The sequence below is a fragment of the Stenotrophomonas sp. genome, assembly GCF_032061965.1.
GTDB lineage: Bacteria > Pseudomonadota > Gammaproteobacteria > Xanthomonadales > Xanthomonadaceae > Stenotrophomonas.
Genome location: NZ_DAMBEF010000044.1, coordinates 4,628 through 26,475 on the forward strand (window position 1 = coordinate 4,628; position 21,848 = coordinate 26,475).

The window sequence follows — 21,848 nt, forward strand, 5'->3', positions numbered from 1 at the left end:
GGAAAGCCCCTGCCGAGCATGGCTCGGCACTACGGTGGGGCTGCTTGGAAAGCCCTTGCCGAGCATGGCTCGGCACTACATTGGGGCTTAGAAGGCCGGCAGCACTGCGCCCTGGTACTTCTGCTCGATGAACGCCTTGACTTCCGGGCTGGTCAGGGCCTTGGCCAGCTTCTGCACGCGGGCGTCGTCCTTGTTGTCCGGGCGGGCAACCAGGAAATTCACATACGGCGAATCGCTGCTTTCAATCGCCAAGGCATCCTTGGTCGGATTCAGGCCGGCATCCAGCGCGTAATTGGTGTTGATCAGCGCCAGGTCCACCTGGTCCAGCACGCGCGGCAGCATCGCCGAATCCAGCTCGCGGAACTTGAGCTGCTTCGGGTTCTCGGTGATATCGCGCTGGGTGGACAAGGCATTGCTCGGGTCCTTGAGCTTGATCACACCAGCGGTGTCCAACAGGATCAGCGCGCGGCTGTTGTTACTGGGATCGTTCGGGATCACCACATCAGCGCCATTGGGCAGTTCGGCCAGCGACTTGAAGCGGCGCGAATAGGCACCGAACGGCTCGATGTGCACGCCGGTGACGGTGACCAGGTCGGTCTTTCGGTCAGCGTTGTAGGCCTTCAGGTAGGGCTCGGTCTGGAAGTAGTTGGCGTCGACCTGCTTCTGCACCAACTGGTCGTTGGGCTGCACGTAGTCGTTGAACACACGCACGTCGAGTGTCACCCCTTCCTTGGCCAACAGCGGCTTGACCACGTCCAGGATCTCGGCGTGCGGCACGGCAGTGGCAGCCACCACCAACTTGGATTCATCGGCGGCAGGCTTGCCGCAGGCCGACAGGACCAGCGCGGCAGCAATCAGGGGGAAGGCGAGCAGCTTTTTCATTATCAACGTGATCCCGTGGGGAAGGATGGTGGCACTACGCTAACAGGCCGGCACATGGCGTGCCCGCCTGCACTCATTCCATTATTTGCGGCTGTAATGCGTGACCAGACGGTCACCCAACATCTGCAGCAGCTGTACCAGCACCAACAGCAACACGACGGTCACCAGGGCCACGTCGGTATGCGAGCGCTGGTAGCCATCGCGGAAGGCCAGGTCGCCCAGGCCACCGGAACCGATCGCACCGCCCATCGCGGTGAAGCCGATCAGGGCAATGGTGGTGACCGTAGCGCCGGCGATCAGGCCCGGCCGTGCTTCCGGCAGCAGTACCTTGAAGACCAGTTGCCGTGTGGTCGCGCCCATCGCCTGGCTGGCCTCGATCACGCCGCGGTCGACTTCGCGCAGGGCGGTTTCGACGAGCCGCGCGTAGAACGGCGCCGCTCCCACCACCAACGGCAGGATCGCACCACGCACCCCGAGCGAGGTGCCCATCAACGCCAGCGTGACCGGGATCAGCACGATCATCAGGATGATGAAGGGCACCGAGCGCAGCAGGTTGACCAACAACGCGGTGACCCCATACACCACCGGCTTGCGATGCAGCTGCGGCGAGCCGGTAAGGAACAACAGCACGCCCAGCGGCAGGCCGATGGCCAGCGTCAGCGGCAGCGAGCCGGCCAGCATCAACAAGGTATCAAGGGTGGCCTGGCCGATATCGGCCCACTTGCCGGCGTCCAGGTGGCGGAAGAAACCGCCCGCGGTTGCAATGCTCATCGACGCAACTCCTCCACGTACACACCGGCAGCGACGAATGCAGCCTGCGCTGCATCCAGGTCACCGTCCACCAGCGCAACGGTCAGCTGGCCGTAGGGCGTGTCCTTGATGCGGTCGATGCGGCCGGTGAGGATGTTGTAGTCCACCCCGGTGTCACGCGCGATGCGGCCCAGCAAGGGTTCGTAGGTGCCGTCGCCAAGGAAGGTCAGGCGCACGATGCGTCCGCCAACCGCGGCGAAGTCACGCAGCTGCTCGCCCTCGTCCACATGCTCGGACTCGGACACAAAACGGCGCGTGGTCGGGTGCTGCGGGTGCAGAAACACGTCGGTCACCGGGCCCATCTCGACCATGTGCCCAGCATCGAGCACGGCAACCCGGTCACAGACGCGGCGGATCACATCCATCTCGTGGGTGATCAACACGATGGTCAGGCCCAGCTCGCGGTTGATCTTGGCCAGCAGGGCCAGCACCGAGGCGGTGGTCTGCGGGTCCAGTGCGCTGGTGGCCTCGTCGCACAACAGGATCTGCGGGCGGGTGGCCAGCGCACGGGCGATGCCCACGCGCTGCTTCTGGCCACCGGACAGCTGCGCCGGGTACTTGGCCGCATGTGCCTCCAGGCCCACGGTGCGCAACAGCTCGGCCACGCGCGCGTCGATCTCCGCCTTTGGCGTTCCCGCCAGTTCCAGCGGAAACGCCACGTTGCCGGCAACCGTACGTGCCGACAGCAGGTTGAAGTGCTGGAAGATCATGCCGATCCGCCGGCGCAGCGTGCGCAGGCCCTCGGCATCGAGCGCGGTGGCATCCTGGCCGTCGATCAGCACGCGGCCGCCACTGGGCTCCTCCAGGCGGTTGATCAGCCGAATCAGGGTCGATTTGCCGGCGCCGGAGTGGCCGATGATGCCGAATACTTCGCCGGCCCGGATACTCAGGTCGAGCGGATGCAGCGCGGTGATCGCGCTGCCATCGACGGCATAGGACTTCTGCAGGTGCTGGAACTCGATCACTGCCTTGGTAACCGGAGGGCATAAGGAGGGGGCGTGCAGCCTAGCAGTGCCGGGACCCCGGCGCGCGTGCCACATCCTCGAATCTTATTCCTTTTGATTCTAAGGATTTGTCTACGCATGCCTGTCAGGGGTGATCCAGCTGGTCCGGCCGCTGCGCCCGCTGCACGCGCTCGCGGTGCAGCAGGTACAGGCCGCTGGCAACGATGATGGCCGCACCCAGCCAGGTCCAGCGGTCGGGCAGCTTGTCCCACAGCAACAGATCCCAGCCGATCACCCAGACCAGGCCGGTGTACTCCAACGGCGCGATCATCGAGGCCTGGCCCAGCTGGAAGGCGCGGGTCAGCGCGATCTGCCCCAACGCCCCGGCCAGCCCCATGCCGGCAATCAGCGCGGTGTGCTTCCACTGCAGCGGCTGCCACTGTGGCCAGGCCAGGATGCCGGCGCCGATCGCCATGATCAGCAGAAACCACACCACCATCGATTGCGGGGTGTCGGTACGGGTCAACAGGCTCACCGTCACCGCGGCGATGGCATAAGCGGTGGCCGCCAACAGCACCATCAGCCCGGGGAAGGAAATGATGCCGTCCACGCCCGGGCGCAGCACCACCAACACGCCGATCAGGCCGATGCCGATGGCCACCCAGCGGCGCGGCCCCACGTACTCACCGAGCAATGGCACCGACAACGCGGCCACCAGCAGCGGTGCCACGAAATAGATGGTGTAGGCGGTGGACAGCGGCAGTGTGCGCAGCGCGTAGACGAAGCAGCCGATCATCACCATGCCCAGCACGCCACGCAGCAGGTGCAGGCCCCAGCGCACCGGGATCACGGAGCGCGGCCCGGCCGTGGCCAGCACCCAGACCAGCACGAAGGGCAACGACGCCGCGCCACGCAGCATGGTCACTTGCAGGGTGGGATAGCTGGCTGACAGCATTTTCATGCCGGCATCCATCAGCGAAAAGAAGGCGACTGCCGCCAACATCCAGATGATGGCGCGCGCGGGGGACTTGGTCGGAGACATGCGGCGATTATCCGCTGCCAGACCCACATCCGGCATCCCCAATGAGTGCTATATGTTCAGCACACACCGTGCCGGGGGCGCCATGCAAGCCATCACATCGACCCTGCGCCGAGCCGGCGCCTACGCCCTGCTAGCTCTGCTGGCTCTGCTGCCCGCCATCGCCGTTGCCAGCGAGGTGCCAGACGCACGCGCCCTGGCGCAACTGGACGGATTTGCACTCGGCCTGCAGACCGCCGGCAAGTTCTCCGGCGTTGTGCTGGTGGCCAACGGCGACCAGGTGCTGCTGCACAAGGCCTACGGCCTGCGCGACGAAACCCGGGACGATGCCGCGCTGCAGGCCGACGACCGCTTCAACCTGGCCTCGGCCGGGAAGATGTTCACCAGCGTGGCGATCCTGCAGCAGGTAGCCTCCGGCCGGATTGGACTGGACAGCACTGTTGGCGAGGTATTGAAGGACTATCCCAACCGCGAATTCGCCAACAGCGTGCGCTTGCGCCACCTGCTGACCCACAGTGCGGGAGCGGGTGATATCGACGCGCTGTTCGGCGCCGAGCATGCCGCCGACCGCGCCAGGCTGAGCAGCCTTGCCGACATGGTTGCCCTGCACGCCAACCGCCCACCCGCCTTTGTCCCGGGCAGCCAGCAAAAATATGGAAACTTTGGCTATGTACTGCTGGGCCGCATGGTCGAGGTGCTGTCCGGTCAGTCCTTCGAGGACTATGTGCAGCAACGGATTCTTCAACCTGCCGGGATGCAACACACCGGCTTCGTGGACTGCACCGATCCGGCGCCGGACCTTGCACGCGGTTACGCCGAGGTCGACGGCAAGCGCATCAGCAATTGCGCCACCCAGCCCAACCGGGGCTTCGCTGCCGGTGGTGAGGTAGGCACCGCGACGGATTTGCTGCGCTTCGTGCAGGCGCTCAATACGGGCAAGTTGTTGCCGCCGGCGTTGCTTGCCGAAGCCACCCGCACCCAGCGCGAATTCATGGGCCTGGGCTTTTTTGCCACCGGCTATGGCGAGGGCGTGCCGGAGCGGGACTTCCGCTGGGGCCACGGCGGCAATGCCGATGGCATCTGCAGCGATGTACGGCATTACCCGCATACCGGCGAGACGGTGATCGTGCTGTCCAACAGCGAGGCCCCAGCCTGCTTCGCCGTAGCCGGCTTGTTGCACGCACAGTGGAAAGCCCAATAGGACGAGCGCAAGCCGCGAAGCGCCGATTGCCACGGCGCCCTGTTCACACTGCAACCGCACGGCCCCCAACTTCGCTGCTGACGCCGCTGCCAACGGATGGGTGCAATAGAATGGGCGCTGTTCTCACAGATTGGAGCAGGCCCATGCCTTCCTTTGACGTCGTATCCGAAGTTGACAAGCACGAGCTGACCAACGCCATCGACCAGGCCAACCGCGAGCTGTCCACCCGCTTCGACTTCAAGGGCGTGGCCGCCTCGTTCGAGCAGGACGGCGAAAAGCTGATCAAGTTGACCGCCCCCACCGATTTCCAGCTCAAGCAGATGTCCGACATCCTCAAGCAGCGCCTGGGCGCGCGCAACATCGACTTCCGTTGCATGGAGTTCGGCGACATCGAGACCAACCTGGGCGGCGCGCGCCAGCAGGTCACGGTCAAGCAGGGTATCGAGCAGAAGCTGGCCAAGCAGATCGCCGCCAAGATCAAGGAATCCAAGATCAAGGTCGACACCCAGATCAACGGTGACAAGCTGCGCGTGAACGGCAAGAAGCGTGACGACCTGCAGGAAGTAATGGCGCTGCTGAAGAAGGGCGAGTTCGAACAGCCGCTGCAGTTCGACAACTTCCGCGACTGATCCCCCGCTGCAGCAGGTCTAACCGCCCTGCTGCAGCTTGCGGTACAGGGTGGTCCGGGAGATGCCCAACTGGCTCGCCGCGGCACTGAGATTGCCATCATGGGCAGCCACCGCCTCACGCGCCGCCTGCGCTCCCTGCGCGCGCAGGCTGCCCTTGGTTACCGCCGTCGGTGCTGCCCTTACCCGCGTGCTGGCATGGGCCGGCAAGGGGCCGCGCAGATACTGCACATGTACCGCGCTGTCAGGTTGCAACTGCACCCGATGCACCGGCCCGGCCTGCAGCAGGCGCCGCCGCTGGTGCGCGCTGGCATGTTCGAACACCTGCGCCAGGGTCATTACCGGCAGCATCCCAGCCCTGGGCAAACCCAGCAGGCGCCTTGCAACGCCATTGGCGGCACGCAACTGGCCGTCTTCACGCACCGCCAGCACGCCCTGCAACGGCGTACCCAGCCAGCGCACATCGTGCTGGATGGCCAACAGGTGCACGTCGCGCAGCTGCACGATCAGCTGGCTTTCAATCGACAAGGCCGCCTGCTGGAAATAGCCGGTCAGCAACGCGCTGTCGCGCTCGCCGATGCCGGTGATATCCAGCGCACCCGTAAGCTGACCGTCCACGCCGTGCAAGGGCACGCTCAGGCAATAGACCGAAGAGAACTCATCCAGGTAATGCTCGTTGCCACGAACCAGGACGGGTGCATCCTCGGCCAGCACGCAGGACGGCGCGGTGGTGCCTATTTCAATCTCACGCACGCGACGCCCCACCTGGATCGGACGCAGGACGGGGTCATCGCGCAGGCCGTGTTCACGCTGGGCAATGATCAAGCCTTCGCGGTTGACGCAGAACAGCGTCCACTGGCGCCCGCCGAACGCGGCCCATAGATCGTCCAGGTCCTGTCGCACGCAGCGCGCCAGCAGCCGATCCTGCGGGTTTTCCAAGCGCAGCCGCCGCTGCGCCATGCTGGCGTACTGCGGCGGTTGCTGTGGCCGTATCCCCGCCTGCCGCGAGCGCTCCCACGAACGCACCACCGCCGGGGCAAGCAACTGCCCAGGCAGGTTGCCGCCTTCGGCAAAGCGCTTGCGCGCTGCTGCCAGGCGCTGCTGCTGTTGCGCCAGCATTGTGGTCATGGGCATCCTCCAGACAACAGCCCTCAGCCTACAACGCAACGCCTGCCTGAATCGCCGTCACGGGCCCAGCAGCCCGCGACGGTTTGTTCCATCAGCCGATCTTCAGGATGGGCTTCAAGGTAATGCCCTGGGTACTGTCCTGCGCCGCCTGGTTGATCTGATCCAGCGGGTAGAAGCGCACCAGTTTGTCGAACGGGAAACGGCCTTGCTGGTACAGCTGTACCAGCTGCGGAATGAACACCTTGGGCACGCTGTCACCTTCCACGATGCCACGGATGCTGCGGCCACCAAGCAGCAGATCGTTGATGTCGAAGCGCGCGGTGGTGCCCAGCTTGGGTGCACCGACAACACCGATCACGCCCAAGCCGGCGAGCGCCTGGATGCCATGCTCCAGCACTTCCGCACGGCCCGTGGATTCCAGCGCGAAGGCCACGCCGCCACCGGTGATCTCCCGCACCGCCGCCACCACATCGACTTCGCGGCTGTTGATGGTGTGGGTGGCACCCAGCTCGGTGGCCAGCTGCAGGCGCGATGGCACCACGTCGATGGCGATGATGGTGGTGGCACCGGCCACCCGCGCGGCCATCACCGCACTCAGGCCCACCGCGCCGGCACCATAGGATGCAAAGCTGCTGCCGGCGCCGACCTTGAGCGAGTTGATCACGGCACCGGCGCCGGTCTGGATACCGCAGCCCAGCGGCCCCAGCAGTTCGATCGGTGCCTCGTCCGGCACCTTGATCGCGTTGTTCTCGCGACTCAGCGCATAGGTGGCGAACGAAGACTGGGCAAAGAAATGATCATGCAGCGGCTGGCCCTGCGGGTCCTGGATCGCAGTGCTGCCATCAAGCGCGCCACCACCGAAGTTGAGACCGTAGAAGTCACGGCAGTACGCACCGTGACCGCCGCTACAGGGATTGCAATGACCGCAGGCGCCGTAGGTCAGGACCACGTGGTCGCCGACTTTCAGGTCCTGCACGTCCGGCCCCACGGCCTCGATCACGCCAGCGCCCTCGTGGCCCAGTACAGCGGGCAAAGGCACCGGGTAATACTGGTCGCGCACGATCAGGTCGGTATGGCACAGGCCGGTGGCAACGATCCGTACCAGCACCTCGTCATTCCTTGGCCCGCGGATACGCGCCGGTTCGATGCTGAAGGGCTGTTCCTTGGCGCGTACCACCGCCACGGTGATGTCACGCAGTTCTGCGATTGCACTCATGGGTTTCTCCTGTTCAGAGCGGATAGGCCGGGGCTTCACCCTTGATGGTGAGCCACTGCCACTGGGTGAATTCGTCGATGTTGGCCGGGCCGCCTATGCCGGTACCGTTGCCCGAAGCCCCCACACCACCGAAGGGATTGATGACCTCATCGTTCACGGTCTGGTCGTTGATGTGCAGCAGGCCGGTACGCAGGCGCTCGCCTACTTTCAGTGCCCGGCCGACATTGCTCGAGATGATGCCCATCGACAGGCCGTACTCGCTGTCGTTGGCCAATGTGATCGCGTCCTCGTCGTTGTCGAACGGCACCACCACGGCGACCGGGCCGAAGATCTCCTGGCCGAATGCGGGATTGTCACGGTCCACGCCACTGAGCACGGTCGGCTCGAAGAACAGATCGTGGTAGCCACCACCGGTTTCCAATGTGGCGCCTGCGGCCGTGGCCTCGGCGACGATGCGTGCCGCGTGGTCGCGCTGTTGCGCATTGATCAGCGGCCCCAGGGCGACATCGGCGCTGGCCGGATCACCCACCCGCAGGCTGCGCGCCTTGGCGACAAGTTTCTTCAGGAACTGCGGATAGATCGCCCGTTGCACCAGCACGCGGCCGGTGGCCATGCAGATCTGTCCCTGGTGCAGGTACACGCCCCATGCGGTGTTGGCGATGGCCAGGTCAAGATCGGCATCGTCCAGCACGATCAGCGCGTTCTTGCCACCCAGTTCCAGGGACACTTTCTTCAGATGCCGCCCGGCCGACTCGCCCACCTTGCGGCCAGCACCGGTGGAACCGGTGAACTGGATCATGGCGATGTTCGGATCACTGGTCAGTGCCGCGCCGACGGCACCATCGCCTGGCAGCACGTGCAGCACGCCGCTCGGCAAGCCCGCCAGTTCGAACAGGCGCGCAATCACCAGCCCGCCGCATACTGCGGTACGCGGATCAGGCTTCAATACCACCGCATTGCCCAGCGCCAATGCCGGAGCCACTGCGCGCATTGCCAGGTACAGCGGAAAATTGAACGGGGAAATCACGCCCACAACGCCCAATGGACGGCGCCGCGCCAAGCTCAAGCGACCGGGCACCGACGGCAGCACCTCGCCGATGCCACGCGATGGCAGCGCCGCGGCCTCCTGGATCGCCCTTTGGCTGACCTTTACCTCGGAGGCGGCCTTCACACGCGTGGACCCGGACTCACGCACCAGCCAATCGCTGATGTCCACAACGTATTCATCCACCAGCTGCGCAGCGCGGCGCAAGACCTGCGCGCGCGTTTCGTAAGGCGCTTCGGCCCATGCACGTTGGGCCCGGGCGGCCGCCGCTGCGGACTGCGCAAGCTGCGCCGTGTCAGCCAACGCCACGCTGCCCAGAACCTTGCCCGTGGCCGGCTCGACCACTTCCTGCAGCCGTTGCCCAAGCTGCCACTGGCCGTCGAAGTAGCTGCCTGTCCAGATTTCCCTGGGAAGAAATGCCTGTGTCGCCATTGCCGATACTCCTTGCCTGCGTTGTGCCGACATTGGATACCGCTGCGCCGCCGCTGCCTATTAGCCGCCGACAACAACACCGCAACCCGCTGATTACGTGCACTTTTCTGCAAGATGACCTGTCCAGTTTGTGCACACTCCACGGCAACGCGATGACAGCGCAACGGCGATTGCAGGCGTTGACGCCTACAATTGCCGGCCAAGCCAGCCTGCGTGCCCGCCATGAACGACAGCCCCACCGATCCAATCGCCGTCACCCGCAACTGGCTGGAGAAAGCCGTGATCGGGCTGAACCTGTGCCCCTTCGCCAAAGCGGTGTACGTCAAGCAGCAAGTGCGTTTCGTGCTCAGCGATGCAACCACGCCCGAAGCATTGCTGGAGCAGCTGGCCGAAGAACTGGTGCTGCTGCGCGAGACGCCAGCCGAGCAGATCGACACCACGTTGATCATCCACCCGGATGTGCTGACAGATTTTCTCGACTACAACGACTTTCTGGACAATGCCGATGCTGCGGTAGAGGCCCTGGATCTTCAGGGCATCCTGCAAGTGGCCAGCTTCCACCCGCAGTACCAGTTCGCAGGTGCCGCGCCGGATGACGTGAGCAACTACACCAACCGCGCGCCCTACCCGACCTTGCACCTGCTGCGCGAGGACAGCGTGGAACGTGCGGTATCTGCATTCCCGGACCCGGATGTGATCGTGGAGCGCAACATCAAGACCCTGGACCAGTTGGGTGTGGAAGGTTGGCACCGCGTACTGGGTGGCGGCGAGGGGAACGTCTGAGTTCTGCCTGTTTGGCAGCGTAGAACCAGGCTCGGCACTACCGCTCTGGCCCCTCTCCCCACGGGAGAGGGATTGGGGTGAGGGTCGCTTTCGGACATTGCTGGGAAAGCTTCTGCCGAGCATGGCTCGGCACTACCGCTCTGGCCCCTCTCCACACGGGAGAGGGGTTAGGGTGAGGGTCGCTTTCTGGCATTGCCGGGAGCGCTTCTGCCGAGCATGGCTCGGCACTACAGGGCTGGCACTTACGCGGTGGTTGCGGACAACCAGGGCAACAGCAAGCCGTGCACATCATGCAGCGAGGTGGTGATGTGATGGCCCAAGCCACGCACTTGCTCGTCCGGCTCCAGCAGGTCGGGGATCTGGATGGTGGTCATCCCTGCCGCGAGAGCGGCACGTACGCCCGTGGGTGAATCCTCCAGCGCGAGGCAATGGACCGGATCAACGCCCAGGCCGCGTGCGGCATGCAGGTAGATGTCCGGGGCCGGCTTGGAGTGGGCGACATCGGTGCTGGTCGCAACAAACTGGAAATACGACAGCAACCCCGCCGCGGCCAGCTTGCGCTGCGCCAACGGTGAGCGGGTGGCGGTGGCGACAGCGCGCGGAATACCGTGCTGGTCCAACAGTTCAAGCAGCTCGATGATGCCCGGCCGCAACGGCACACCGGCATCGACGATGGCGCCGTAACGCGCATAGGAATCGGCCAGCAAGGTGTCGGTGCGCGCAAGCCCCAACACGTCGGCCAGCTTCTGCCGGGTCACCGCATCGGGCGAACCGATCAGCGACAGCAACAGGCTGCGCTCAAGGACAAGCCCATGGCTCTGCGCGGCCTGTTCCAGACAGCCCAGCAGTGCGCGCTCGCTGTCCAGCATCAAGCCATCCATGTCGAACACCACCGCCTGCGGGCGGGCCAGCAGTTGCATCAGGCCGACTCTCCAAACAGCACGGCCAGGTCGGCGGCATCCAATTGGCGCCATTGACCTTCCGCCAGGTCGCCCAACCCCAACCCCCCAATACGTGAGCGGTGCAGCGCCTGCACGTGGTTGCCTACCGCGGCGAACATGCGTCGTACCTGGTGGTAGCGGCCTTCGTGCAGGGTCAGGCGCGCAGCGCGTGGCCCCAGCACGTCGAGTTCGGCCGGCAACAGCGGCTTGTCGTCGGATTCCAGCAACAAGCTTCCGCTGGCGAACTGCGCGCCTTCGCTACCGCTCAGGTCCTGTGCCAGCTGTGCTTCGTAGACCTTGTCCAGCTTGGATTTGGGCGACACGATGCGGTGCAGGAGCTGGCCGTCATCGGTCATCAGCAGCAGGCCCGAGGTATCACGATCAAGACGACCGACGCTGGACAGCACCGGGTCACGATCACGGAAACGATCCGGCAGCAGGTCATAGATCAGCCGCCCCTGGTCCTTGGTGGAACAGGTGTAACCGGCCGGCTTGTGCAGCATCAGGGTCAGCCCTGGCGGCGGATCCAGCGGCTCGCCATCCACGTGGATGACCGCGTGTTCCACCTTGTCATCGGCGTACAGCACCTCACCGTCAACATCGGTAATGCGGCCCTCGCGGAACATCTGCTGCACCTGCTTGCGGCTGCCGTAACCGAGGTTGGCAATGTGCTTGACCAGCTTCATGCGCGGCCCCGGGTACCCACGATGACCTTGAAACCATCGCGTTCGGCCGCCACCCGCACCTGGCCAAAGCTTTCAGTGAGGATCTGTTCGTAGGGCAGATGGCGGTTGGCCACCATGAACAACTGCCCGCCCGGACGCAGCGACTGTGCGGCCACGGCAATGAAGCGGCGGCCGATATCCGGGCGGTCCTCGCGCGCCGGGGTATGGAACGGCGGATTGGAGACCACAAAGTCGTAACGGCCATCGATGCCGGCGGTGACGTCCTGCCAGCGGAAATCCAGCTTCACCCGCTCACCGGCGTCGGCCAAGTTGTGGCGGGCCAATGCCAACGCACGCGATTCGGCTTCGTAAAGGTCCAGTGCGGTGACCTTGGGGCAACGCGCCAACACTTCGGCCGACAGATAACCCCAGCCGGCGCCCAGATCCGCACCGCGCCCGGCCAGATCGGCGGGCAGCTGCTCGACCAGCAACGCCGACGCCGGGTCAATGCGGTCCCAGGCGAATACACCGGGGCGACTCAGGAAACGGCCGTCAACAATGCTGCGCGGGGCATCCAGCGCCGCCCAACGCTTGTGCAGCGCCTCGTCGTGCTTGCCTTCGGCCGGCACCGACCAATAGGCACGGCAGTGATTCTTGGTCAGCTTGCCGCCCAGGCCGGTCAGCTGCTGCAGGTCGCTTTCGCCAGAGCGTGCACCTTCGTTGTTGGACTGGCAGGCGACGATGATGCCGCCCGGGGCCAGCAGGCTCTGAGCTTGGGCAAACAGCGCGCGGGCCTCGTCGCGCTGACGCGGCGGCAACACCAGCACCAGCGCGTAGCGCTGGCTGGATGCGTCCAGCTCCTGCTCTTCACGCACTTGCCAGCCGCTACGCTGCAGCGCCTCGGCAAACGGCCGGAAGCTCTGCACGCACACCAGTTGGGTGCTGTCGGCATGTTCGCGCAGCGGCCAGCCGTCACGCGCGCGCAGGAACAACACCGGCCCCTGCGGCCAGCGCAGGCCAGCGGAGGAGAACGGCAGGAACAGGGTTTCCAGGGGAGCGTCGTGCGAAGCAGGCATGCCGGTTATTCGTCTAGCGGGCTGGCCATTCTACCGGGCTGCGGGCTACCCGCCCGGAAACCCCGCGTTTGCGCTCAGGCTTCGACCGGCAGGTGCTGCACATCCAGCACGCTGTCCAGCCAGATCACATGTTGCTGGCAGGCCCTGACAAGGTCGTCCAACCGCACCGTGCCGTTTACCCCGGTGGCTTCAGTGGCATCGGCGTAATGCTGCAGGGCCGGCCGCGCGGTGACCGTGCCGGCTACCCGGCTGCCGTCCTTCAGAACCAGCAGCACGCGGGCCTGCCCGGGAAGTTCACCCAGCAGCGCCTCCATCGCAGCGATGGTCATCGGGTCGGAATAAACGTGGGGCGCGTACAGGGGCATGGGCAGCGTCCGCAGGTGATCACGGTCACATTAGCCGATTTACGGTGTGAAACCTGCGCAAAAGTCACTGCGTCGGGCGCGCGCCCCGGATTGCGGTGACCAGCTGCGCCACACTGTAGGGCTTACCCAGGTGCCCCTGGAAGCCACCGGACAGCGCGCGTCTACGGTCGTCGGCACGGGCCAACGCGGTCACCGCCACGGCCGGCAGTTCCTCACCGGGTACGCCCAGCGTCTCGCGCAGCATCTGCACCAGGCCGTAGCCGTCCATGCCGGGCATGCCGATATCGCTGATCAGCAGATCGAACGCCGTGTGCCCGCGCAGATCGAGCAGTTCCAAGGCCTCGGCGGCACTGCCTGCGGCCACCACCTGCGCGCCCTGCTCCTCCAGTACCCGGCGCATGTAGCCCAGCATTTCCGGCTGGTCCTCGACGGCCAGGATGCGCAGCCCCTGCAGCGAGTTGGAGGCAACCACCTGGTCGCCGATACGGCCACGCTGTACGCGCCGGCGGGGCTGGTTGCTGGCCTGCTTGACCTGGAACTCGGGCAGGCGCAGCTGGAAGGTTGCACCCTTGCCGGGACCTTCGCTGGCTGCTGATACGGTGCCGCCATGCAACTCGGTGAGCTGCTGCACGATGGCCAGGCCCAGGCCCAGACCACCGTGACGACGGGTGGTGGTGCCATCGGCCTGGCTGAAACGGCTGAACAGATGTTTCAGGAATTCGGGGGCGATGCCGTCGCCGTCGTCCTTTACCTGCACCACGAAGCCATCGCGCTCGCGCCAGAGGCTGATCGTCACCTGCCCTTCCACCGGGGTGAACTTGATCGCATTGGACAGCAGGTTGGACAACACCTGGCGCAGGCGGGTTGCATCACCGAGCACCGCACAGGGCTGCGATGGCACTTCCATCACCAGCGTCTGCGCCTTGCCCTCGGCCACCAGTTCCTGCGCACGCACCGCCTCCCGCACCTGTTCGGCCAGGTCCAGCACTTCCACTTCCAGCTGCACCTTGCCCAGCAGCATGCTGCTCAGGTCCAGCATGTCGGACATCAGGTTCTTCTGCGTCATCGCGCTGCTGGCGATCACTTCCATGCCCTTGCGCATCGGGTGGTCCGGCTCCATGCGCTGCAGCAACAGCTCGCTCCAGCCCAGCACCGTGGTCAGCGGCGTGCGCAGTTCGTGCGACAGCGTGGCCAGGAACTCATCCTTCATCCGCGCCATGCCTTCGGCAGTGTTGCGTGCGGCGCGTTCGGCATCCAGCAACTCCTCGCGCGCGCGTTCGATTTCTCGCCGCTCGGTGATATCCGGGCTGTTGCCTGCCAGGCCGATGAAGCGCCCATCCGGCGAAAAACGCGGTACGGCATTCATTTCCAGCCAGCGCCACTGACCGTCATGGCGACGTACGCGGGCGTTGAAATGCAACTCACGCTGTTCGGCCAAGGCCGCGCGCAGCTCGTACTCGAACGGCGCCAGCTCATCGGCATGCAGAAAGCGCTGCCACCACCGCTCGCCCAGGTCGGTACCCGGAATCACACCGAAAAACGTGCCGAACGCAGTGTTGACGAAGCGCACATGTCCCAGGTCATCCAGCACCCAGACCGGCATCGGCAGGCCGTCGGCCAGCGCACTGAAACGCGCCTCGCTCTCGGCCAGTTCGGTTTCGATGCGCTTGCGCTCGGAAATATCGAAGAACAGCACCGCCACCTGGTGCTTCTCTGGCGCTCCGATGCGTACGGCCTCTACCGAATACCAACGGCCCAGTTCCGGCACCATGCGTTCGAAATGGACGGTGGTGCCTTCGCTGGCGACCCGCCCGAGCACATGGAACCAATAGGTTTCGATAGTGGGCAATACGTGGCTGACCCGGCGCCCGGTGACATCGGACAGTCCGGTGATCTTCTCGAAACCGGCATTGACCTTGAGATAGGCGAAATCCACCGCCTCTCCGCCCTCGAACAGGACCTCGATCACGCAGAAACCGCTGCCCACCGCATCGAACATCTGCTGGTAAAGGAAAGCGTTGCCCAGATCGTCATCGACCAGGTCGCTCAGTGGCAGCGAGGATTCGTAGTGGAGCTCGGGCATTGCGCGGGTGTTCGAGGGGCCACGGGGGCGATGGAGGGGCATGCCAGTCTGCCGCATGCGTCGATACAGGCAGCGTGATGATGAACCGGTCCGCAACCCCTGTCAGCACACTGTGAGGCAGTTGATTGCGGGTGACGTGGCCCGGCCCCACACTGGACGTACCCTCCCTGCCGTACCGGAGTACGCCATGAAAACCTTGACCGTTACCGGACTGGCCCTGGCTTGCCTGCTTGCCGCAGGGGCTGCCCAGGCCGGCTCGAAGAACGTAGCCGCCCCCGATGCCCCCCGCGCCCTGGCTGTCGAAGGCCCGGTGCAGGTGCAGTGGACCGATCCTGCCCAGTTCACCGAACTGCGCTACAGCCGCAACCGCTGGGATGCCCAGCGCGGCAACTGGGTGGAAACCCTGGCCGAGCATCTGCGCAAACAGGCCGACAAGCAGCTGCCGGAAGGGCAGAAGCTGGATGTGACCATCACCGACATCAAGCGTGCGGGCGATTACGAGCCGTGGCACGGCCCGCGCCTGGATGATGTGCGCATCATGCGCGACATCTACCCGCCGCGTATCACCCTGCAGTTCACCCTCACCGATGCCAATGGCCAGGTGATCGACCAGGGTGAGCGCAAGCTGGCCGACACCGGCTACCTGCTCAACAGCAGCCTGCCCAACAACACCGACCCGCTGCGCTACGAAAAGCGCATGCTCGACGATTGGTTGCGCCGCGAGCTGCGCGACGATCGCAACACCGCCGGCCTGTAAGCTGGCATCGCTGGAAATGAAAAGGGCCGCAATGCGGCCCTTTTTGCGTTACCTGACGTGGCTGTTTTGGCCTCATCTGTAGTGCCGAGCCATGCTCGGCATTGGGCATTGCCGGTGAAGCCTCTGCCGAGCATGGCTCGGCACTACATTGGTATTGCCGGTAAAGCCCCTGCCGAGCATGGCTCGGCACTACCGGAGCTCAGCTCACTCCGACAGGTATACCCGCGGGGTGCGCTTGAGACTGCACGGCAAGCGGTACGCACTGGTATTGCAGCGCGGTGCCAGTTCGGAGATCGTCGGTGCATTGCCCCACAGCTGCACGATGCTGCCGCGCGCGGCCTGCGGGTGATCGGTGAGGTCCACGGTCAGCATGTCCATCGAGACGCGGCCGATCAGCCGGCCCGGCACGCCATCAATCAACACCGGCGTGCCATTCGGCGCGAACTGCGGATAGCCATCGGCATACCCCATCGCCACCACGCCGACACGGGTAGGCGCTTCGGCGACAAAGCGGGCGCCGTAACCCAGCGGCTCACCGGCCGCCAACTCGCGCACGGCGATCACCCGCGACTGCAGCGTCATCACCGGGCGCAGCTGCGCGGCATGCGGGCTGGGCTGCGGGTACAAGGGATCGGCGCCGTACAACATCAGGCCCGGCCGCACCCAGTCGCTGCGCACGTCCGGCCAGCCCAACAGCGCCGGCGAATTGCACAGGCTGGTTTCGCCGGCCAAGCCCTCCACCGCGCGGTTGAACACGTCCAGCTGCTCGCGGGTGCGGTTGCTGTCCAGTTCATCGGCGCGCGCCAGGTGACTCATCATCACCAAGGGGCCGACATGCGGCAGCGCCGACAGGCGTGCATGGGCATCGCGGAATTCATCCGGCGACAAGCCCAGGCGATGCATGCCGCTGTCCAGCTTCAACCAGATGCGCAGGGTTGCGTCGGTCTTGAACGCTTCCACTGCCTCCAGCTGCCACGACGTCGCCACCACCACCCAGAAATCATGCTCCACGACCAGCGGCAATTCCGCCGCATCGAAGAAGCCTTCCATCAACAGGATCGGGCCACGGATGCCGGCCTGGCGCAATTCCAGCGCCTCCTCGATGCAGGCCACACCGAAACCGTCGGCTTCATCCTGCAACGCGCGGGCGCAGGCGACCGCACCGTGGCCGTAGGCATCGGCCTTGATGATCGCCAACGCCTTGCCACCGCCCAACTGACGCGCAAGCCGGTAGTTGTGGCGCAGTGCCTCCAGGTCGATCAATGCCTGTGCCGGGCGCATCAGTGCTGCCCCTTGCCGTAGCGGAAGATATCCAGGCCCTCGGTGCTGATCTGCGGCTGCTTGCCGCTCATCAGGTCAGCCAGGTAACGGCCGGAACCGGCTGCCATGGTCCAGCCCAGGGTGCCGTGGCCGGTGTTGAGGAACAGGTTGCGGTACGGCGTTGCGCCGATCACCGGCGTGCCGTCCGGGGTGGCCGGGCGCAGGCCGGTCCAGAAGCTGGCCTGCGACAGGTCGCCGCCATCCGGATACAGATCCTTGACCACCTTTTCCAGCGTGGCGCGGCGGCGCGGTTCCAGCGACAGGTCAAAGCCGGCCACTTCTGCCATGCCGCCAACGCGGATGCGGTCGGCAAAACGGGTGATGGCGATCTTGTAGCTCTCGTCCAGGATGGTCGAGTTCGGTGCCATCGCCGCATTGGTGATCGGCAGGGTCAGCGAGTAACCCTTCAACGGATACACCGGCAGCTGCATGCCCAACGGTGCCAGCAACTGCGGCGAATAACTGCCCAGCGCGACAACGTAATGGTCAGCCGTCTCCAACTGGCCATTGATGCGTACGCCGGTGATGCGGTCACCGTCACGCTGGATCGAGGCGATGTCCTGGTCGAAGTGGAACTCCACACCGGCCGCTTCGGCCAAGGCCGCCAACTTGCGGGTGAACAGCTGGCAGTCGCCGGTCTGGTCTTCGGGCAGGCGCAGCGCGCCGACCAGCATCTCGGTCTTGCCGGCCAGCGCCGGCTCGACGCGGGCAATGCCCTGGCGGTCCAACACTTCGTAGGGCACGCCGTACTCGCGCAGCACTTCGATGTCCTGCGCGGCGGCGTCCAGCTGCTGCTGGGTGCGGAACAACTGGGTGGTGCCCAGCTGGCGGCCTTCGTAATCGATGCCGGTGGCCGCACGCAGCTCGTTGATGCAATCGCGGCTGTAGTCGGACACCCGCACCATGCGCGCCTTGTTGACCGCATAGCGGGCCGAGGTGCAGTTGCGCAGCATCTGCCACAGCCAGCGGTACTGGGCCATGTCCGCGGTCGGGCGGATCGCCAGCGGCGCATGTTCCTCGAACAGCCACTTGATCGCCTTGAATGGCACGCCCGGGGCGGCCCACGGCGAGGTGTAGCCGAACGACAGCTGGCCAGCATTGGCGAAGCTGGTTTCCAGCGCCGGGCCGGGCTGGCGATCCACAACGGTGACATCAAAGCCGGCCTGCCGCAGATACCAGGCACTGGTCGTGCCGATCACACCGCTGCCAAGCACCAGAACGCGCATTTTCTTTCTCCAGACCACATCATTCCCTGCACACGGGACGGCAGGGGCTAGGAACGGCGCAGTATATTCAGGGTGAGCCAGTGTTTTCTTCTGTATTGATATGACAAATCGGGGTAATTTCCTGTTTCGTTCATCAAAAGCAGAGCCGCCATGGCCGCCCGCAGCCGCGAACTGGACAAGATCGACCGCAAGATCCTGCGCATCCTGCAGCAGGAGGGGCGGATTTCCTTCACCGAGCTGGGCGAGCGCGTGGGCCTGTCGACCACCCCCTGCACCGAGCGCGTGCGGCGGCTCGAGCGCGAAGGCGTGATCACCGGTTACTACGCCCGCCTGGACCCGTCCTCGGTCAAGGCCAGCCTGCTGGTGTTCGTGGAAATCAGCCTGGCCTACAAGTCCGGCGATATCTTCGAGGAATTCCGCCGCGCCGCGTTGAAGCTGCCCAACGTGCTGGAATGCCATCTGATGTCCGGCGATTTCGACTACCTGCTCAAGGCGCGCATCAACGAAATGGCCTCCTACCGCAAACTGCTGGGCAGCACCTTGCTGACCTTGCCGCATGTACGTGAATCCAAAAGCTACATCGTGATGGAAGAAGTCAAAGAAACCCTGTGCCTGCCCATCGCCGAGTAAGTGCCTAGCCACCTGTTCCTGTAGTGCCGAGCCATGCTCGGCAGAAGCCTTACCGGTAATGCCCCTGCCGAGCATGGCTCGGCACTACACGAGCAAACGCCTGCCGAGCATGGCTCGGCACTACAGGCAATCGCTGGCCTAGCGGCTGCCCGCCGGCGGCGGCACCACCTGCTGCCCCACGCCACTGGGCACGGTGTCGTAATAACGATTGGTACGCGTATCGATTACCCGGCCCGGACTGGTCTGGCGCATATGCGGCGCCGGCTGTCCCTTGCTGTCGTAGATCGGCCGCACGGTGGCACGCGGCTGTGCGATTGGCTTGGACCTGGGTTTCGGCTTGGGCCTGTCTTCGGTCCGTGCAGGCGGATCGGCGTCCTCACGCTGCGGGCGGGCGTTGCCAGTCACCGGCGTTGATTGCGAGGGCAAGGTGACCGGGCGCGTTTCAGTCGGCGGCGGCGGTTGCCTGAGCTGCGCCTGCGCAAGCAGCGGCGCGGCCAGCAGCAACGATGCGAACCAAAGCGGAATCCTTGTCATCAGCCCCTCCTGTTCATGCGTGCCAGCATGCACCCACGGGGCTGGCGCGACGATGAACGCGCCCTTGGAGTCGCCCTCCCCCGCCCTTACCCTGTTTGATCATCCGCCCACGGACCTGCCCCATGACTGCCTTCGACCTGACCCCTCCCAGCAGCGCACAGCGCGATACGCTTATCGCCGGCCTCAGCGCCGAGGAACAGCGCGTGTTGTTGCACCATGGCACCGAGGCGCCGTTCTGCGGCGTGTTCCTGGATAACAAGCGCGACGGCGTGTACTGCTGCCGACTGTGTGCCCTGCCACTGTTCCGCTCCAGCACCAAGTTTGATTCCGGGACCGGCTGGCCGAGCTTCTTCGCCCCATTCGATCCGGCGCATGTGCGTGAGATCCGCGATACCAGTCACGGCATGGTCCGCACCGAGATCGTCTGCGCACGCTGTGGCAGCCACCTGGGCCATGTATTCCCCGACGGTCCGCCGCCGACCTTCGAGCGTCATTGCCTGAACTCGGTCTCGCTGGCCTTCGTCGACAATGGCCAGCCCTACCCTGATCCGCTGCAACGCGGTGGCGCCGAGGCGCAGCCTGCGGCCTAGCCTGTAGTGCCGAGCCATGCTCGGCAGGGGGCTTTGCCGTTGTAGTGCCGAGCCACGCTCGGCAGAAGCGTTCCCGGTAGAGCCTCAGCCGAGCATGGCTCGGCTCTACAGATTCTGCTCTGACGGCCGACAACGGGATATCCCCTCCCCGCGTCTGCTCCCCATGCTCATTCTCGTCGGCCTGCTGGTTGTCATTCTTGCCGTGCTCGGCGGTTACGTCGGCGCGCACGGTCGCCTGGCCGCGCTCTGGCAGCCCTATGAGCTGGTCATCATCGGCGGCGCTGCGCTGGGCGCATTCCTGATCGGCACCCCGATCAAGACGGTCAAGCAGACCCTCAAGGCCACCATCAGTGTGTTCAAGGGCCCGCAGTACAAGCGCCAGGACTATCTGGACGTGCTCAGCCTGCTCTACGAACTGCTCAACAAGGCCCGCCGCGAAGGCTTCATGGCGCTGGAAGAGCATGTCGAAAAGCCACAGGACAGCGCCGTGTTCGCCAACTATCCGAAAGTGCTGGCCGACCATCACCTGTTGGATTTCATCACCGACTGCCTGCGCCTGATGATTGGCTCCAACATCGAGCCGCACGAGCTGGAACCCTTGCTGGAACTGGAGCTGGAAAAGCACCACCACGAGGCGCTGGAACCGGCGCACGTGCTCAACAAGGTCGCCGATGGCCTGCCCGGCTTCGGCATCGTCGCCGCTGTGCTGGGCATCGTGATCACCATGGGCTCGATCGGCGGCGACATCAAGGAAGTCGGCGCCCACGTGGCTGGCGCCCTGGTCGGTACCTTCCTCGGCATCCTGCTCGGCTATGGCTTCATCGGCCCGCTGGCTGCGGCGGTGGAAGCGCGCGCCGAACAGGACGCCCGCATCTACGAATCGGTGAAGACCGCGCTGCTGGCCTGCCTGCGTGGCTACAACCCGAAGATTGCACTCGAATTCGCCCGCAAGACCGTGCCGTCGGCGCTGCGCCCGGGCTTCAGTGAGTTCGAACAGCATCTGAAGTCGGTCAAGTAAGGCCCCGCACATGACCGAGAACGCCAAACCCACGGTGATCGTACGCCGGGTGAAGAAGGTCCAGGGCGGCGGCCACCACGGCGGTTCGTGGAAGGTGGCCTACGCCGACTTCGTCACCGCGATGATGGCCTTCTTCCTGGTGCTGTGGCTGATGGCCGCCACCAGCACGCCCGAACGCGCAGCAATCTCCGAATACTTCCGCAATCCCAGCCCGCTCAGTGGCACCAGCAGCACCCCAGCGCCGGGCATGGCTGGCCCGGGTGGAGCCAGCACATCGATGATCAAGCTCGGTGGCGCCACCGACGTGTCGCGTGGCAACAGCAATGACCCGTTCCAGAACAAGCAGGAATCGGTACCCACGCCGGTACAGGAACGCGAGCGTGATCGGCAACGATTGGAAGCGTTGAAGCAGGAGCTGCAAGAAGCGATCAGCAAGAGCCAGGCGCTGGAACCGTTCAAGGACCAACTGCTGTTGGACATCACCCCGGAAGGCCTGCGCATCCAGATCGTGGACAAGCAGAACCGGCCGATGTTCGA

The 21,848-nt window shown here is 65.0% G+C and carries 23 protein-coding genes; 8 read left to right on the forward strand and 15 right to left on the reverse strand.

Annotation, left to right across the window (positions count from 1 at the left end):
- Positions 1–87: 87 nt before the first annotated feature.
- The 4 genes from RT460_RS16780 to RT460_RS16795 all read right to left on the reverse strand — a co-directional run bounded on the left by RT460_RS16780 (position 88) and on the right by RT460_RS16795 (position 3,678).
- A complete protein-coding gene (locus RT460_RS16780) occupies positions 88–882 on the reverse strand; it encodes a MetQ/NlpA family ABC transporter substrate-binding protein (RefSeq protein ID WP_313320521.1) in 795 nt (264 codons plus the stop codon).
- A gap of 81 nt (positions 883–963) precedes the next feature.
- On the reverse strand, positions 964–1,653 hold the full coding sequence (locus RT460_RS16785; protein WP_313320523.1) for a methionine ABC transporter permease: 690 nt from the start codon (positions 1,651–1,653) through the stop codon (positions 964–966).
- Positions 1,650–2,657: a methionine ABC transporter ATP-binding protein gene (locus RT460_RS16790; RefSeq protein WP_313320525.1), complete on the reverse strand. Its 1,008-nt coding sequence runs from the start codon at positions 2,655–2,657 to the stop codon at positions 1,650–1,652. The genes RT460_RS16785 and RT460_RS16790 overlap by 4 nt, the downstream gene beginning before the upstream one ends.
- Before the next feature lie 124 nt (positions 2,658–2,781).
- Positions 2,782–3,678, reverse strand: coding sequence for a DMT family transporter (locus RT460_RS16795; RefSeq protein WP_313320527.1), 897 nt, complete (start codon positions 3,676–3,678; stop codon positions 2,782–2,784).
- Positions 3,679–3,730: 52 nt separating this feature from the next.
- Between RT460_RS16795 and RT460_RS16800 the strand changes: the two genes are divergently transcribed.
- Together RT460_RS16800 and RT460_RS16805 are read left to right on the forward strand one after the other, a co-directional pair.
- A complete protein-coding gene (locus tag RT460_RS16800; RefSeq protein ID WP_313320529.1) occupies positions 3,731–4,876 on the forward strand; it encodes a serine hydrolase domain-containing protein in 1,146 nt (381 codons plus the stop codon).
- Positions 4,877–5,019: 143 nt separating this feature from the next.
- On the forward strand, positions 5,020–5,505 hold the full coding sequence (locus tag RT460_RS16805) for a YajQ family cyclic di-GMP-binding protein (protein WP_313320531.1): 486 nt from the start codon (positions 5,020–5,022) through the stop codon (positions 5,503–5,505).
- 18 nt (positions 5,506–5,523) lie between these two features.
- Here the strand turns inward: RT460_RS16805 and RT460_RS16810 are convergent, their stop codons facing one another.
- From RT460_RS16810 to RT460_RS16820, 3 genes are all read right to left on the reverse strand, one after another.
- Positions 5,524–6,630: a helix-turn-helix domain-containing protein gene (locus tag RT460_RS16810; protein ID WP_313320533.1), complete on the reverse strand. Its 1,107-nt coding sequence runs from the start codon at positions 6,628–6,630 to the stop codon at positions 5,524–5,526.
- A gap of 91 nt (positions 6,631–6,721) precedes the next feature.
- Positions 6,722–7,846 (reverse strand): NAD(P)-dependent alcohol dehydrogenase, encoded by a 1,125-nt coding sequence (locus RT460_RS16815; RefSeq protein WP_313320535.1) that lies wholly within the window; start codon positions 7,844–7,846, stop codon positions 6,722–6,724.
- 13 nt (positions 7,847–7,859) lie between these two features.
- A complete protein-coding gene (locus RT460_RS16820) occupies positions 7,860–9,323 on the reverse strand; it encodes a benzaldehyde dehydrogenase (protein ID WP_313320537.1) in 1,464 nt (487 codons plus the stop codon).
- Positions 9,324–9,545: 222 nt separating this feature from the next.
- On the opposite strand from RT460_RS16820, the gene RT460_RS16825 reads away from it, so the two are divergent.
- Positions 9,546–10,106, forward strand: a complete 561-nt coding sequence (locus RT460_RS16825) for a DUF1415 domain-containing protein (protein ID WP_313320539.1) — start codon at positions 9,546–9,548, stop codon at positions 10,104–10,106.
- Positions 10,107–10,348: 242 nt separating this feature from the next.
- On the opposite strand, the gene RT460_RS16830 is transcribed toward RT460_RS16825, so the two are convergent.
- From RT460_RS16830 to RT460_RS16850, 5 genes are all read right to left on the reverse strand, one after another.
- Positions 10,349–11,026 (reverse strand): HAD family phosphatase, encoded by a 678-nt coding sequence (locus RT460_RS16830; protein WP_313320541.1) that lies wholly within the window; start codon positions 11,024–11,026, stop codon positions 10,349–10,351.
- Positions 11,026–11,733: a pseudouridine synthase gene (locus RT460_RS16835; protein ID WP_313320543.1), complete on the reverse strand. Its 708-nt coding sequence runs from the start codon at positions 11,731–11,733 to the stop codon at positions 11,026–11,028. Before RT460_RS16835 ends, RT460_RS16830 begins: the two co-directional genes overlap by 1 nt.
- Positions 11,730–12,788, reverse strand: a complete 1,059-nt coding sequence (locus tag RT460_RS16840; protein ID WP_313320545.1) for a class I SAM-dependent methyltransferase — start codon at positions 12,786–12,788, stop codon at positions 11,730–11,732. The genes RT460_RS16835 and RT460_RS16840 overlap by 4 nt, the downstream gene beginning before the upstream one ends.
- Positions 12,789–12,862: 74 nt before the next feature.
- Positions 12,863–13,153, reverse strand: coding sequence for a DUF3247 family protein (locus RT460_RS16845; protein ID WP_313320547.1), 291 nt, complete (start codon positions 13,151–13,153; stop codon positions 12,863–12,865).
- A gap of 64 nt (positions 13,154–13,217) precedes the next feature.
- Complete coding sequence (locus RT460_RS16850; RefSeq protein WP_313320566.1) at positions 13,218–15,152, reverse strand: ATP-binding protein; 1,935 nt, start codon at positions 15,150–15,152, stop codon at positions 13,218–13,220.
- A 271-nt stretch (positions 15,153–15,423) separates the two neighbouring features.
- Between RT460_RS16850 and RT460_RS16855 the strand changes: the two genes are divergently transcribed.
- The gene (locus RT460_RS16855) at positions 15,424–15,993 is read left to right on the forward strand and encodes a DUF3016 domain-containing protein (RefSeq protein ID WP_313320548.1); all 570 of its coding nucleotides are present in this window, start codon (positions 15,424–15,426) and stop codon (positions 15,991–15,993) included.
- A 204-nt stretch (positions 15,994–16,197) separates the two neighbouring features.
- On the opposite strand, the gene alr is transcribed toward RT460_RS16855, so the two are convergent.
- Positions 16,198–17,274 carry an alanine racemase gene (alr, locus tag RT460_RS16860; protein ID WP_313320550.1) on the reverse strand — a complete coding sequence of 359 codons (1,077 nt, stop codon included), beginning with the start codon at positions 17,272–17,274 and terminating at the stop codon, positions 16,198–16,200.
- Positions 17,274–18,539 (reverse strand): D-amino acid dehydrogenase, encoded by a 1,266-nt coding sequence (locus tag RT460_RS16865; protein WP_313320552.1) that lies wholly within the window; start codon positions 18,537–18,539, stop codon positions 17,274–17,276. Before RT460_RS16865 ends, alr begins: the two co-directional genes overlap by 1 nt.
- Positions 18,540–18,689: 150 nt before the next feature.
- On the opposite strand from RT460_RS16865, the gene RT460_RS16870 reads away from it, so the two are divergent.
- On the forward strand, positions 18,690–19,169 hold the full coding sequence (locus tag RT460_RS16870; protein ID WP_313320554.1) for a winged helix-turn-helix transcriptional regulator: 480 nt from the start codon (positions 18,690–18,692) through the stop codon (positions 19,167–19,169).
- A gap of 138 nt (positions 19,170–19,307) precedes the next feature.
- Here RT460_RS16870 and RT460_RS16875 read toward each other — a convergent pair whose 3' ends face one another.
- A complete protein-coding gene (locus RT460_RS16875) occupies positions 19,308–19,703 on the reverse strand; it encodes a classical arabinogalactan protein 4 (RefSeq protein WP_313320556.1) in 396 nt (131 codons plus the stop codon).
- A 122-nt stretch (positions 19,704–19,825) separates the two neighbouring features.
- On the opposite strand from RT460_RS16875, the gene msrB reads away from it, so the two are divergent.
- The 3 genes from msrB to RT460_RS16890 form a co-directional block, all read left to right on the forward strand.
- On the forward strand, positions 19,826–20,293 hold the full coding sequence (gene msrB, locus RT460_RS16880) for a peptide-methionine (R)-S-oxide reductase MsrB (RefSeq protein ID WP_313320558.1): 468 nt from the start codon (positions 19,826–19,828) through the stop codon (positions 20,291–20,293).
- Positions 20,294–20,456: 163 nt separating this feature from the next.
- Positions 20,457–21,311 carry a flagellar motor stator protein MotA gene (gene motA, locus RT460_RS16885; RefSeq protein ID WP_313320560.1) on the forward strand — a complete coding sequence of 285 codons (855 nt, stop codon included), beginning with the start codon at positions 20,457–20,459 and terminating at the stop codon, positions 21,309–21,311.
- A gap of 10 nt (positions 21,312–21,321) precedes the next feature.
- On the forward strand, positions 21,322–21,848 hold a 527-nt coding region (locus RT460_RS16890), incomplete at its 3' end, for a flagellar motor protein MotB (protein WP_313320562.1).